Here is a 14,160-nt window from a genome sequence, read left to right on the forward strand (position 1 = left end):
CAACCGCGGGTGGATTCCCGCGGAAGTGTCTACGGTGCGTCGTCAGGCGCGGCGACGATGCTGGGACGAATCCTTCTCGTCCTCGTCATCGTCGTCGTTATACAGGTCGGCGTACCGCGCGTACGGGTCGTCGTCCTCGTCATCCTCGAACGGCTCGCCGTTCGGCGGCTGCTGTGCCGGCTGTTGCGGCGATGCACCCAGCTCTTCGGCCAGGCGTGAGAGATCAGTCCCACCGCTGTTGTACTTCAGCTGGCGGGCGACCTTCGTCTGCTTGGCCTTGGCCCGGCCGCGCCCCATGGCTCGACCCCCTCAACGACGGGGCTCGACGGCCCCAGAGTCTTGACACGCGTTCATGATTCAGAGCGGACTCTCGACAGAGAGACCGGTCCGTAGGGCTTCAACGGTACCTGCTTCCGCGGCCATACGGTACGTCGCCCGCATCACCCGCCGCTCGGCATGACCTGCGAGGTGCCCTGTCCGCGCTGGTCAACTGCGATTTTAACCCGTCCCTTGCGGCGACCCGCCGACGGGTGGTGAGAGAAGTCTCCCCGGGCCCTGCCGACGGCCCTTCCAAGGGACGATTTTCAGCCAGATTTCGGGCACCGCTGTGATGCCCGGCCGCGCCAGTCGACGTTCCGGCGCAGGGGAGGGTGTGTTTCCGGCCTTAGGCGCGGAAACACACCCGAGGCGTCCGGCCGACGGCGTCAGCCGCGCCGGGCCTCCGCCATCCGCTGCTCCGCCACCCGGTCCGCCGCGGCGACCGGCGGGATGCCGTCGGCCTTCGCACGAGCGAATATCGCCAGCGTGGTGTCGAAGATCTTCGCCGCCTTCGCCTTGCAGCGGTCGAAGTCGAAGCCGTGCAGCTCGTCGGCCACCTGGATGACACCGCCGGCGTTCACGAGGTAGTCGGGGGCGTAGAGGATGCCCCGGTCGGCGAGGTCCTTCTCGATGCCGGGGTGGGCGAGCTGGTTGTTCGCGGCGCCGCAGACCACCGTGGCGGTCAGCGCGGGCACCGACACGTCGTTCAGCGCACCGCCCAGCGCACACGGAGCGTAGACGTCCAGACCCGGCGTACGGATCAGCGCCTCGGTGTCGGCCGCCGCGGTCACCTGCGGATACGCCGCGAGCACCCGCTCGACGGAGGCGTCCCGCACATCCGTGACGATCACTTCGGCGCCGTCCTCGACCAGGTGCCCGACGAGGTGGTACCCCACCTTGCCGACCCCGGCCACCGCGACCTTGCGGCCGCGCAGCGTCGGGTCGCCCCACCGGTGCTGCGCCGAGGCGCGCATCCCCTGGAACACGCCGTACGCGGTCAGCACCGAGGAGTCACCGGCGCCGCCGTTCTCCGGGGAGCGGCCGGTGGTCCACTTGTTGGTGCGCGCCACGACGTCCATGTCCGCGACGTAGGTGCCGACGTCACAGGCGGTGACGTACCGGCCGCCGAGCGAGGCGACCGCGCGCCCGTAGGCGAGCAGCAGCTCCTCGGTCTTGACGGTCTCCGGGTCGCCGATGATCACGGCCTTGCCGCCGCCGTGGTCCAGTCCGGCGAGGGCGTTCTTGTACGACATCCCGCGCGAGAGGTTGAGCGCGTCGCGCACCGCCTCCTCCTCGGAGGCGTACGCGTGGAAGCGGGTGCCGCCGAGGGCCGGGCCCAGGGCGGTGCTGTGCAGCGCGATCACGGCCTTGAGGCCGCTGGCGCGGTCCTGGCAGAGCACGACTTGTTCATGGCCGCCCTGCTCGGTCCGGAACAGGGTGTGCAGGACGCCTTCGGCGGGGGGTGTACCCGGGGCGGGCTGCTCGGCGGCGGAAGGACGTACGTCGGTCACGGTGGTGACTCCCATAGGCAGGGGAGGACGCCCTCCTGTGGGGTGGGGAGGGCCGGTCGGGAAGAGCGTAAGACCTCCGGGGCCCGAAGATCGGCCGGGTCCTCGGGATCCCCCACTCGTGGGGGACGGACGTGCGACGATTTGCCGTGTCCCGGGCCCGCCGGTGGCCCTGACCGCCGGTAACTCCCGGTGGCGGACTTCCCCTTGAAGGAGCGTGCGTGGCCTTGGCGTCGTCGGTGACGGTCCCGTATGGGGCATACCTGCGGGTCTACGAGCCGCTGGCGGCATTCCCGGAGCCGGAGCGTTCCCACTGGGCCCGGTACGCCCGCCGCGAGTCCACCCCGACGGCCCAGGACGAGCAGCGCAAGGCCCTCGCCGATCTGCTGCCCACCCCGCCCGTGCCGGTCCCGGTGCACGAGAGCGCCGACGCCTTCGTCGCCCACCTCGACGACGTCCCCTGCATCTGCCCCTGGCGCACCCGGCTGCGCGGCTGGCAGGCGCTCCAGGGCCTGCCGGAACTGCTGCCCGCGCCGGTGCTGGACGCCGCGCTGCCCCCGGTGGTGCGCCGCCAGGCCGCGACCGACTACGAGGAGTGGCAGGAGCGCAACCCGGACGCCCGCCCCTGGATCCGCGGCGCCACCTGGCACGTCCCGGTCCGCTGGTTCGTCCTCTTCGACGACGCCGAGCGCGAGTACGAGCCGAAGGACGCCGGCGGACCGCTGCTGCGCTACCGCACCCCGATGGTCGAGGCCCGCCGCCGGGTCGCGCGCGGGCTGCGGACGCTGCGCGACGCCCTGGAGGAGGGCCCGCTGATCGACGGCCTGCTGGACGTGGGCCGTTGGCTGGAGGAGTTCCACCCGCGTTCCCTGGTGGAGTTGGACTACGGCGGGCTGGTCCACGCCGTCTCCGGGGAGCAGCTCGCCGAGGACCGGTCGGCCGCGGAGGTGGCGGAGGCGCTTGCCGCGCTTCGCGACGGTGACGGCGAACGCGCGGGCGCCGCGTACGAGAAGCTGAGCGACCGCTGGCGGTCGGTGCGCGAGCGGCAGTTCTCCAGCTGATCTCCCGGTGGGCCGCGGTCGCCCGGGGCGGGCCGGCCGGTGCGGGGGACGGGGGTGCGGCGGGGGCGGCGTGGCTTCCGTGGTGCCACGGCCGGATCCCGGCGGGCGCCCGGGTGAGGGTTCCGGGACACGAGATGATCTTGAAAGCGGGCGTCGTCGCGTAGGCTGGTGCCCTCCAGGACGTAGGTCCCGATCCGGGCTTTTGCCTCAGCAGTGACCCAAAGCACTGACAACGGGCCTTGCGCCCAAGCCATCTCCTCGTGCCAAAATAGGACAAGGAGTCTGACTTGGGCTCCTCCGTCCAACTTTGGGTGGATAGATCGGTATTGCGCTCCTTGAGGGGTCTAGTGACGCGTGATCACCCTGTGACTGATCGTCACGGTGGCGTGACTGTCCGCTATGACATGGTCCATCGGCTTCCGTCGAGGTTGAACACCTGAGAGGGCAATTCCATCGGTTTGGCCGACGTGGCTGGACGGATGGTGTAGTTGTAGTGCCGAGGACAAGCCGTTCGTCCTATAACCGACTCGGCCCGCGTCCGCCATTTCGGGCAACGCGGGTCAAGGTGCAGAATTTAGAGGAAAGAACCGTGATGGTTCGGTTCTCCCGAGGAGGCCGCTCATGACCGCTCGCACCCCTGACGCCGAGCCGCTGCTTACCCCCGCCGAGGTCGCCACGATGTTCCGCGTGGACCCGAAGACGGTGACCCGTTGGGCCAAGGCAGGCAAGCTCACGTCCATCCGCACGCTCGGAGGACACCGGCGTTACCGCGAGGCTGAGGTCCGCGCACTGCTCGCGGGCATTCCGCAGCAGCGCAGCGAGTCCTGAATAACCGCATAGCCGGGCTGTTTTCGGGCCCCCCAACCCGAGAAGTGCCCTTGCAACACCCCTAGCTTCACCACGCTCCACACAGCTTCACACGACGCGGCGCCCGCCCCAACGGGCCCACACCCGCAGCAGCCGGGTACGTCATCGATCGCGCTGGACTCCGCCGGGTCCAGCGCGATCTTTTTGTGTGCGCGCTCCCGGGCCTCCCGGCGGCGCGGACCGCCCGCCCGTCGCGCCGTGGCCGCCGGCGCCCTTGCGTGGCGCTTTCGCGAGCCCTGTGGGCCCCTTCCCGGACAGACCTTGCGGTCTCCTTTGGGGAGTCCTGAAGGGTGGTGCAATTGCACATATTAAATGGACCAGTTGTAGGGCGGGGGTAAGTTCCCCACTTCTGGAAACTTGTACGGTGACACCCGTCACATGGTGGAGAGGTTGAAGCTCCGCTTGCCTCTGCGGTAAAGGCCGGATTGTCCGACGCTCTGTCACCATCCTTCTGCCGTAAGGGGGATGGGTGAGCGCCCTTCGGTCATCGGGTGGCGGGTGCTTCCGGCCCTTGCCGCCTGCGCCTGTGAGCGCCCGTGGCGCCGCCGGAGCGGATGCGGACGCCGAGCCTCCTGAACGGCCCGTACGCGGCCGCTGAGCCGCCCGAGGGCGCCGGGGGTGGAGAGGCCGGCCCCGCGCGCCGTTCAGCGGCCGCGGACGCCCGCCGTCACGGAGAAACCGACCGCGGTACGGAAACGGGTTCCGGAACGGGGTGGTGGTGCGGCGGGAGGGCCGGTGGTCCCGGCTGCGCCACGGGGAAGGCGGAGGGCTCGTGCGGGGCGCGGCCCTGCGGCGCGGGAAACGGAAAACGGCCCGCATCCTTGTCGGATACGGGCCGTTCTGCTGCGGTCCTGACGGGATTTGAACCCGCGGCCTCCACCTTGACAGGGTGGCGAGCACTCCAAACTGCTCCACAGGACCTTGCTGCCGCTTCCGCTTGCGCGGTCGCTGCGAAGCAAGACTCTACAGCAGGTCAGGGGGTGCGGTCGAACCAGGCTCCGGGTGATGCCCCGCCCGGCGTACGGGGTGCCCCCTGCGCCCCCGTTTGCGCCGGTGTGCACCGTTCCGGAGGCGCGTACCGGCGGCGCTCCCGGGGCGGGGTCGCCCGCGGCGGCGCCCCGGGCTACGGCGCCGCCGCGTCCACGGCCTTCACGATGCGCTTGTCGGACACCGGATAGGCGGTGCCCAGCGCATGCGCGAAGTAGCTGACCCGCAGTTCCTCGATCATCCAGCGGATCTCCCGCGCCGCCGCCGGAACCGGGCGGCCCTGGGGGAACTGTTCGAGGAGCCAGCCGTACTCGTCCTGCATCTCCTTGACCTTCGCCATCCGTGCGCGGTCGCGCTCGGCGTTGGTCGGGAGCTGCTGGAGGCGGCGGTCGGCGGCGACCAGATAGCGCATCAGGTCCGGCAGCCGCTTGGCGCCGTGCTCGGTGACGAAGCCGGGCTTGATGAGCGCGGCCAGCTGCTCCCTGATGTCGGTGAGCGACGGCAGCAGCGAGGGGAACGAGGTGTCCTTCAGCCGCCGTTCGCACGCCTGCCAGGCGGCCAGCACCTCCTGGACCTGCCCGATCGTCTTCATCGTCGCGTCCACCAGATCGGCCCGGACGCCGTCGAACAGCTTCCGGAACGACTCCTCGTCCCAGGCGGGGCCGCCGCGCGCGGCCATCAGCCGGTCGGCGGCGGCGGTCACGCAGTCGTCGAAGAGCGCCGGGATGGAGCCGTGCGGATTGCGGGACAGGGCGAGCTTCTGCTGATTGCTCAGCTTCGACTGGGCGAACTTGGCAGGGTTCGAGGGGATGTTGAGCAGGATGAGGCGGCGGGTGCCGGCCCACATCGCGGCCAGCTGCTCCGCCTCGGTGTCGAAGAGGCGGACGGCGACGCCGGTGCCCTCGTCGACCAGTGCCGGGTACGCCTTCAGCGGCTGGCCGGCCCGGCGGGTCTCGAAGGTGCGGGGCAGGGTGCCGAGCGTCCAGGACGTCAGGCCGGTGCGCTGCTCCGGACCGGGCAGGGCCGGACCGTCGCCCTTGGTGCCCTTGCCCTCGCGGGCGGGGCGGTCGGCCGCCTGCTCGAACGCCTTGGAGATCGCGGCGCGGGTCTTCGGCTTGAGCTGGAGCCGCAGCGCCTCCAGGTCCTTCGCCTCGGCCAGCTTGCGGCGCCGCTCGTCCACCACCCGGAAGGTGATCTTGAGGTGGTCGGGGACCTTGGCGGTGTCGAAGTCGTCGGCGGAGACCGGGACGCCCACCATCCGCTGGAGCCCGGCGGCCAGCGACGTCGTCAGCGCGCCCTGGAGCGGGACGGTGGTGTCGAGGAAGCGGGCCGCGAAGTTCGGCGCGGGCACGTAGTTGCGGCGGATCGGCTTGGGCAGCGAGCGGATCAGCTCCGTCACCAACTGCTCGCGCAGGCCCGGGATCTGCCAGTCGAAGCCCTCGGACGCGACCTGGTTGAGCACCTGGAGCGGGATGTGGACGGTGACGCCGTCCGCGTCCGCGCCGGGCTCGAACTGGTAGGTGACCTTGAACTTCAGCTTTCCCTGCCGCCACGAATCGGGATAGTCGTCCTTGGTGACGGCCTCGGCCGATTCGTTGATGAGCATCGAATGCTCGAAGTTGAGGAGCTCCGGCTCCTCCTGCCGCTTCTTCTTCCACCACGCGTCGAAATGCGCACCTGAGACGATGTCCGCCGGAATGCGCTGGTCGTAGAAGTCGAAGAGGGTTTCGTCGTCGACGAGGATGTCGCGGCGCCGGGCGCGGTGCTCCAACTCCTCGACCTCGCCGAGGAGTTTGCGGTTGTCGTGGAAGAACTGGTGGTGCGTACGCCAGTCGCCCTCGACCAGGGCGTTACGGATGAAGAGGTCGCGGGAGGTCTCCGGATCGATCCGGCCGTAGGCGACCTTGCGCTGCGCGACGATCGGGACGCCGTAGAGCGTCACCCGCTCGTACGCCACCACCGCGGCCTGTTTCTGCTCCCAGTGCGGCTCGCTGTAGGTGCGTTTGACCAGGTGCTGGGCGAGCGGCTCGATCCACTCGGGCTCGATCCTGGCGTTGACGCGGGCCCACAGCCGGGAGGTCTCGACCAGCTCGGCGGACATGATCCAGCGCGGGGGCTTCTTGAAGAGCGCGGAGCCGGGGAAGACCGCGAATTTGGCGCTGCGGGCGCCGAGGTATTCGTTCTTCGCGTCGGTGTCCTTCAGGCCGATGTGCGAGAGCAGACCGGCCAGCAGCGACGTATGGATGTGGTCGGGCGCCGCGTCCTGTTCGCTCAGATGAATTCCCATGGTCTTGGCGACCGAACGCATCTGGGAGTAGATGTCCTGCCATTCACGTATACGCAGGTAGTTCAGGAATTCATTGCGGCACATACGGCGGAAGGCGGAGGAGGAGAGCGCCTTCTGCTGTTCGCGCACATAGCGCCAGAGATTCAGGTACGCCAGGAAGTCGCCGGACTCGTCCTTGAACCGGGCGTGCTGCTGATCGGCCTGCTGCTGCTTGTCGGCGGGCCGCTCGCGCGGGTCCTGGATGGAGAGCGCCGCGGCGATGACCATGACCTCGCGGACGCAGTTGTTCCGGTCGGCCTCCAGCACCATGCGCGCCAGCCGCGGGTCGACCGGCAGCTGGGAGAGCTTGCGGCCCATCGGGGTGAGCCGGGCGCCGCCCTTGGCCGCGGGCTTCGCCGCGCCGCCGGCGCCGCCCTTCGTCCGGGCCTCCAGCGCGCCCAGCTCGTGGAGCAGGTCGACGCCGTCCTTGATGTTGCGGCGGTCCGGCGGGTCGATGAACGGGAACTTCTCGATGTCGCCGAGGCCGGCGGCGGTCATCTGGAGGATGACGGAGGCGAGGTTGGTCCGCAGGATCTCCGCGTCGGTGAACTCGGGACGGGTGAGGAAGTCGTCCTCGGAGTAGAGGCGGATGCAGATGCCGTCGCTGGTCCGCCCGCAGCGGCCCTTGCGCTGGTTGGCGCTGGCCTGCGAGACCGGCTCGATCGGCAGCCGCTGGACCTTGGTGCGGAAGCTGTAGCGGGAGATCCGCGCCATGCCGGGGTCGATGACGTACCGGATGCCGGGCACCGTCAGGGACGTCTCGGCGACGTTGGTGGCCAGCACGATGCGGCGGCCGCTGTGGCGCTGGAAGACGCGGTGCTGCTCGGCGTGGGAGAGGCGGGCGTAGAGCGGCAGCACCTCGGTGGCGCGGAGGTTCTTCTTGTTGAGGGCGTCCGCGGTGTCGCGGATCTCCCGCTCACCGGAGAGGAAGACCAGGATGTCGCCGGGGCCCTCGGCCTGGAGTTCGTCGACGGCGTCGCAGATCGCGGTGATCTGGTCGCGGTCGCCGTCGCTGCCGCCCTCCTCCAGGAGCGGGCGGTAGCGGACCTCGACCGGATACGTCCGGCCGGAGACCTCGACGATCGGGGCGCTCGGCTTCTCCTCGCCCTCGGCCGGGCGCGGTGCGCCGGGGCCGACCGCCGCGAAGCTGCCGAAGTGCCGGGCGAAGCGCTCCGGGTCGATCGTCGCGGAGGTGATGACGACCTTGAGGTCCGGCCGCTTGGGCAGCAGCTGGGCGAGGTAGCCGAGGAGGAAGTCGATGTTGAGGCTGCGCTCGTGGGCCTCGTCGATGATGAGCGTGTCGTACTGGCGCAGCTCGCGGTCGGTCTGGATCTCGGCGAGCAGGATGCCGTCGGTCATCAGCTTGACCAACGTCTCGCCGCCGACCTGGTCGGTGAAGCGGACCTTCCAGCCCACCGCCTCGCCCAGCGGGGTGTCCAGCTCCTCGGCGACCCGCTCGGCGACCGTACGGGCCGCGATCCGCCGCGGCTGGGTGTGCCCGATCAGACCGCGGACGCCACGCCCCAGCTCCAGGCAGATCTTGGGGATCTGGGTGGTCTTGCCGGAGCCCGTCTCACCGGCGACGATCACGACCTGGTGGTCGCGGATCGCCTCCAGGATCTCGTCCTTCTTCTGGCTGACCGGCAGCTGCTCGGGATAGCTGATCGCGGGCACGGCGGCGCGCCGGCGCGCGACGCGCTCCTCCGCCTCCGCCATCCCCTCGGCGATCTCGGCGAGCACGGCCGCACGGGCCTCGGGCTTACGGATCCGCCGGGCACCGTCGAGCCGCCGCCCCAGCCGCTGCTGGTCGCGCAGCATCAGCTCGGGCAGCCGCTCCAGCAGGGCGGGGAGCGTGGGCGCGGCCGCGGACACGGCGGAGGCGCCGTCGGGCAGGGCGGAGGCAGGCTGACTGGACATACGGACCCCAGGATCTCACCTCCCCGATTCGACTGGCGAACGATTTGCCGCGGCGGCCGGGCGCGCGCCGCGGGCACGGCGGGCCGGGGCGGCGATCGGTACGGACGGGAAGCCTCGCCCGCACCGCGCGCTCCGGCACCCCGCCGCGCAGAGGTATGTCCGCATTACGTGCTTTAGCGTGTTCGCATGGCTGATCAGCACGGCGCCCACGGCCCGGACGGCACACCCGCGGACGACGGGGCGGGTCCGCGGAGCGGCGGCGACGCGCCCGGTGACGGCGGCGGCGACGCGCCCGGTGACGGCGGCACCGAGCACGGCGCCCACCGCAGGCCCCCGACCGCCGCACAGCGCTGGCGCGCCTTCAAGACGTCGCCGTTCCTCCCCGCCTGCGTCCTCCTCTTCATCCTCGCGGCCGCCGCCGGCCTCTTCGCCGGCTCGTACACGTACGCCATGGCCAACCCGACGCCGCGCCATGTGCCGATGGCGATCGTCGGGCGGGAGACCGCGCCGGGCGGCGGCCCCTCGCGCGAGAAGGTCTTCGCCGACGGTATGGAGAAGGCGCTGAACGCCTCGCTGCGGCTCACCGCGTACCCGACGTATGCGCAGGCCAGGAAGGCGGTGGAGGAGCAGCGGGAGTTCGCGGTCGTGCGGCCGCGCGGGGCGGGCGTGGAGCTGGACGTGGCGGGTGCCGCGGGCGCGTCGGTGGCGGAGCTGCTGGCCACGACGGGGCCGAAGGTGGGCGCGGCGGTCGGGGTGCCGGTCCGCGTCCAGGACATCAAGCCGCTCCAGAAGGGCGACCCGCGGGGCCTGGCGCTCTTCTACATCTCACTCGCCGCGGTGATCGTCGGTTTCGTCGGCGCGATCCAGCTCAGCGTGCACGCCCGCGGCCTCAACCCGGCCGAACGTATCGCCTTCACGATCGCCTACGCGCTGCTCGGCGGCTTCGTCATCGCCGCCGTCGTCGACTGGTGGCTGGGCGCGCTCCGCCTGCCGTTCGTGCACTCCTGGCTGATCCTGTCGTTCACGATGTTCACGACCGGCATGGTCTTCACGATGTTCAACACGCTGATGGGCCGGTGGGCGATGATCCCCACCTGGGGCGTGATGGTGCTGCTCGGCAACCCGTCCTCGGGCGGCGCGGTCTCCTGGCCGCTGCTGCCGTCGGTGCTCGGCCACATCGGTCAGTGGCTGCCCCCGGGCGCCTCGGTCAACGCCCAGCACACCGCCGTCTACTTCGCCGGCTCCCAGCACCTCTTCCCGTATCTGGTGCTGGCCGGGTGGTCGGTGGTGTCCTGCACGGTCTTCTGGGTGTGGCGCCACCGCCATCCGGGTGGCCGCGAGACGGACCGGTCTCCGGCGCACGCGGCGGAGTGAGCGGCGCCGGTACATGAAAAAGGCCCCGATCCGAAGATCGGGGCCTTCTCCCAATGGGTGTGGCTGGGGCCGGGGTCGAACCGGCGACCTATCGCTTTTCAGGCGATCGCTCGTACCAACTGAGCTACCCAGCCGCAGCGGTCCTGACGGGATTTGAACCCGCGGCCTCCACCTTGACAGGGTGGCGAGCACTCCAAACTGCTCCACAGGACCTTGCATTGTGCGGAACGACCTGAGTCATTCTTGCACACGGTGTTGCGTGCCCCCAACGGGATTCGAACCCGTGCTACCGCCTTGAAAGGGCGGCGTCCTGGGCCACTAGACGATGAGGGCTAATTGGCCCGCCTTGGCGTCGTTACCGGCGCCGTCGGGGACGTGAGAAGCATATGGGATGGGGGGACCGTTCGCCAAAACGGTTGACCTGGCGCCGCCGCGACGGCCTGCGGCGGGGTGTCGCGGCGCCTGCCGCGGGAGGCCCCGGCGCGTGCCGGGGGCGGCGCGATGCGGCGCCGGGGGCGGACAATGGGCCCGTGCTGGAAATGACGCGCGAGGAGTTCGAGGAACTGGTCGCCGAGGCGCTCGACCGGATCCCGCCGGAGCTGACCCGGCTGATGGACAACGTGGCGGTCTTCGTCGAGGACGAGCCGCCGTCCGGCGACCCCGATCTGCTCGGGCTCTACGAGGGGACGCCGCTCACCGAGCGCGGTGAGTGGTACGCGGGTGTGCTGCCCGACCGGATCACCGTCTACCGGGGCCCGACGCTGCGGATGTGCGAGAGCCGGGAGGACGTCGTCGCCGAGACCGAGGTGACGGTGGTCCACGAGATCGCCCACCACTTCGGCATCGACGACGAGCGGCTGCACGCGCTCGGGTACGGCTGAGCCGCGGGGGCCCCGGAGCGGCCCGGGCGCGCCCGTGGACGGCTGGCCCCCGGCCCGGGCGGCGGGCGCCGGCCGCGCCGGATCGCGGGCGGGCCGGGGATCGGGGGCGTCCGGCGCGTGTCCTCGGGCGGGGCGCGGGAGTTGGGCAGGGCGTTCCCCGCTCTTCCAGCCGGCCGCGCCGACGCCTGCCGCAGTCCGCGCCCCGGGCCCGGAGGTCCGCCCGTGCGACCGAACCCCGCGACGCCCGTGCCCCCGGCGGGTGCCGCCCCGCCGCTCCCCGAGGCGCCCCGCGTCGCGTCAACGCCCGCTTCCCGTAAGGACGGTGGGCCCGTGCGCCGGGCCGTGGCCGCAGCGGTGGTCGCCGCGTCGCTGACCGCCTCGATCGCCGGGTGCGTGAGCGTCACCGGCCCCGGTCATGCGCCGCGGCCGGCCGGTGGCACCGTCCCGCGCGGCGGTACGGACGAGGAGGCGCCGCGTGCGCCGGGCGGGCTCACGGTCGACGGCAGCGGCTCGGGGCCGCACCGCATGGGGCGCCCCGGGGCCACCGCGGGGGAGCCGGGCACCACCCGTACCGCGGTGCCCGGGGCCGGGCGCACGCCGGGGCCGGGCGCCACCGCGCCGCCCGCGCCGTCCCGTACCGCCGGGGTCCCGCCGCGCGGGCCGGGCTCGCCGGCGGGACCCCGGCCGTCGCCGTCGGGTCCGGGCGCCGGGCCCGCCTCGCCCGCCGGGCCGACGCCGCCGGCCACGCCGGGCAGTCCCGTACCGCCGTCCGGAGAGGCGGGGACGCCGAGCGCCGGGGCGTCGGGGCCCACGCCGCAGGCGCCGGGACCGCTGCCGGGTGTGCTGAGCTGAGACCGGACGCGGAGCCCGTCGGGGCACCGGGGAGAGGGGCGGCCATTTGCCTTACCGGGGTGGAGGTGCGTATGGTGGTAGATCGTTTGATCCCATTTGCCCGGCGCCAGAAAAGAAGCGCGCCGCGTGGCGCGTTCTCTCCCTTGCCGTGGCTGACCGCATTGAGGCGGTCTCTGTGAAACACACGGAGTTTGGGCGCGTGCCGAGACTCCGGAAGGTTTCGCATTTCGCATGTCCATTTCCACTGAACAGTCCGTCCTGCCCGCAGACGACGAGCAGGCCGTGACGGCGCTTCCCGCCGAGGGCGCCGAGCAGGCCCCCGAGGCCGTCGAGGCCGTCGAGGAGGCTGCCGCCGACGAGGAGCCGCAGATCACCTTCGCGGACCTCGGTCTCGACGAGAAGATCGTCCGCAAGCTGGCGCAGAACGGCGTCACCACGCCGTTCCCGATCCAGGCGGCGACGATCCCGGACGCCATCGCCGGGCGCGACATCCTCGGCCGTGGCCGCACCGGCTCCGGCAAGACCCTCTCCTTCGGTCTGCCGCTGCTGACCCGCCTGGCCGGCGGCCGCACCGAGAAGAAGCGCCCCCGCGGCGTCATCCTCACCCCCACCCGTGAGCTGGCCATGCAGGTCAGCGATGCGCTGCAGCCCTACGGCGACGTCCTCGGCCTGAAGCTGAAGGTCGTCTGCGGCGGCACGTCCATGGGGAACCAGATCTACGCGCTGGAGCGCGGCGTCGACGTCCTCGTCGCCACCCCGGGCCGTCTCCGCGACATCATCAACCGCGGCGCCTGCTCGCTGGACGAGGTCGAGGTCGCCGTCCTCGACGAGGCCGACCAGATGGCCGACCTGGGCTTCCTGCCCGAGGTCACCGAGCTGCTCGACCTGGTGCCGACCGGCGGCCAGCGGATGCTCTTCTCCGCCACGATGGAGAACGAGATCGGCACGCTGGTCAAGCGGTACCTCAACGACCCGGTCAGCCACGAGGTCGACAGCGCCCAGGGCAACGTCACGACCATGACCCACCACGTCCTCGTCGTGAAGCCGAAGGACAAGGCGCCGGTCACCGCCGCCATCGCCGCCCGTAAGGGCCGCACCATCATCTTCGTCCGCACCCAGCTCGGCGCCGACCGCGTCGCCGAGCAGCTGCGCGACGCCGGGGTGAAGGCCGACGCGCTGCACGGCGGCATGACGCAGGGCGCGCGCACCCGCACCCTGGCCGACTTCAAGGACGGCTACGTCAACTGCCTGGTCGCCACCGATGTCGCCGCGCGCGGTATCCACGTCGACGGCATCGACCTGGTCCTCAACGTCGACCCGGCCGGTGACCACAAGGACTACCTGCACCGCTCCGGCCGTACGGCCCGTGCGGGCCGCTCCGGCACCGTCGTCTCGCTGTCCCTGCCGCACCAGCGCCGGCAGATCTTCCGCCTGATGGAGGACGCGGGCGTCGACGCCTCGCGCCACATCGTCGGCGGCGCCGGTGCCTTCGACGACGACGTCGCCCGGATCACCGGCGCGCGCTCGCTCACCGAGGTCCAGGCCGAGTCGGCCGCGAACTCCGCCAAGCAGGCCGAGCGCGAGGTCCAGGAGCTGACCCGCGAGCTGGAGCGCGTCCAGCGCCGCGCGACCGAGCTGCGCGAGGACGCGGACCGGCTGACCGCCCGCGCCGCCCGTGAGCGCGGCGAGGACCCGGCCGAGGCGCTCGCCGCCGTCGCCGCGACCGTGGAGGCCGTGGCCGCCGAGGTCCCGGCGCAGGCCGCCGCGCCCGAGGAGCGCCGCCCCGCCCAGCGTGACGAGCGCGGCAACTACGAGCGCCGCGACCGTCGTGACGAGCGTTCCGGTGGCCGTTCCTTCGACCGTCGTGACGACCGCTCGGGTGGCCGCTCGTTCGACCGTCGTGACGACCGTTCCGGTGGCCGCTCGTTCGACCGTCGTGACGACCGTCGTGACGAGCGTTCCGGTGGCCGTTCCTTCGACCGTCGTGACGACCGTTCCGGTGGCCGCTCGTTCGACCGTCGTGACGACCGTCGTGACGAGCGTTCCGGTGGCCGTTCCTTCGACCGTCG

Annotated in this window: 8 protein-coding genes and 4 tRNA genes; 5 read left to right on the plus strand and 7 right to left on the minus strand. The window is 71.6% G+C overall.

From position 1 onward, the window contains the following. Nucleotides 1–42: 42 nt before the first annotated feature. Together ACF1BH_RS28055 and ACF1BH_RS28060 are read right to left on the minus strand one after the other, a co-directional pair. Entirely contained in the window at nucleotides 43–297 is a 255-nt protein-coding gene (locus ACF1BH_RS28055; RefSeq protein WP_030284304.1) for a DUF3073 domain-containing protein, read from the minus strand. A gap of 407 nt (nucleotides 298–704) precedes the next feature. Further along, the gene (locus ACF1BH_RS28060; RefSeq protein ID WP_391646897.1) at nucleotides 705–1,844 is read right to left on the minus strand and encodes a Leu/Phe/Val dehydrogenase; all 1,140 of its coding nucleotides are present in this window, start codon (nucleotides 1,842–1,844) and stop codon (nucleotides 705–707) included. Between the two features lie 203 nt (nucleotides 1,845–2,047). Between ACF1BH_RS28060 and ACF1BH_RS28065 the strand changes: the two genes are divergently transcribed. Next, nucleotides 2,048–2,887 (plus strand): hypothetical protein, encoded by an 840-nt coding sequence (locus tag ACF1BH_RS28065; RefSeq protein WP_391646899.1) that lies wholly within the window; start codon nucleotides 2,048–2,050, stop codon nucleotides 2,885–2,887. A gap of 621 nt (nucleotides 2,888–3,508) precedes the next feature. After that, a complete protein-coding gene (bldC, locus tag ACF1BH_RS28070; RefSeq protein ID WP_003980577.1) occupies nucleotides 3,509–3,715 on the plus strand; it encodes a developmental transcriptional regulator BldC in 207 nt (68 codons plus the stop codon). Nucleotides 3,716–4,600: 885 nt separating this feature from the next. Here bldC and ACF1BH_RS28075 read toward each other — a convergent pair. Continuing rightward, a tRNA-Asp gene (locus ACF1BH_RS28075) sits at nucleotides 4,601–4,675 on the minus strand. Nucleotides 4,676–4,877: 202 nt separating this feature from the next. After that, complete coding sequence (hrpA, locus tag ACF1BH_RS28080; RefSeq protein ID WP_391646902.1) at nucleotides 4,878–8,984, minus strand: ATP-dependent RNA helicase HrpA; 4,107 nt, start codon at nucleotides 8,982–8,984, stop codon at nucleotides 4,878–4,880. A 186-nt stretch (nucleotides 8,985–9,170) separates the two neighbouring features. Between hrpA and ACF1BH_RS28085 the strand changes: the two genes are divergently transcribed. After that, on the plus strand, nucleotides 9,171–10,358 hold the full coding sequence (locus ACF1BH_RS28085) for an ABC transporter permease (protein ID WP_391646904.1): 1,188 nt from the start codon (nucleotides 9,171–9,173) through the stop codon (nucleotides 10,356–10,358). A gap of 60 nt (nucleotides 10,359–10,418) precedes the next feature. Here the strand turns inward: ACF1BH_RS28085 and ACF1BH_RS28090 are convergent. From ACF1BH_RS28090 to ACF1BH_RS28100, 3 genes are all read right to left on the minus strand, one after another. Further along, nucleotides 10,419–10,492, minus strand: a tRNA-Phe gene (locus ACF1BH_RS28090). Nucleotides 10,493–10,496: 4 nt separating this feature from the next. Further along, nucleotides 10,497–10,571, minus strand: a tRNA-Asp gene (locus tag ACF1BH_RS28095). A gap of 47 nt (nucleotides 10,572–10,618) precedes the next feature. After that, nucleotides 10,619–10,691 (minus strand) — tRNA-Glu (locus ACF1BH_RS28100). A gap of 197 nt (nucleotides 10,692–10,888) precedes the next feature. Between ACF1BH_RS28100 and ACF1BH_RS28105 the strand changes: the two genes are divergently transcribed. Both ACF1BH_RS28105 and ACF1BH_RS28110 read left to right on the plus strand, forming a co-directional pair. Further along, nucleotides 10,889–11,239 (plus strand): metallopeptidase family protein, encoded by a 351-nt coding sequence (locus ACF1BH_RS28105; RefSeq protein WP_391646906.1) that lies wholly within the window; start codon nucleotides 10,889–10,891, stop codon nucleotides 11,237–11,239. Between the two features lie 1,083 nt (nucleotides 11,240–12,322). Further along, on the plus strand, nucleotides 12,323–14,160 hold a 1,838-nt coding region (locus ACF1BH_RS28110; RefSeq protein WP_391646908.1), incomplete at its 3' end, for a DEAD/DEAH box helicase.

The organism is Streptomyces sp. NPDC014733 (assembly GCF_043083385.1).
GTDB lineage: Bacteria > Actinomycetota > Actinomycetes > Streptomycetales > Streptomycetaceae > Streptomyces.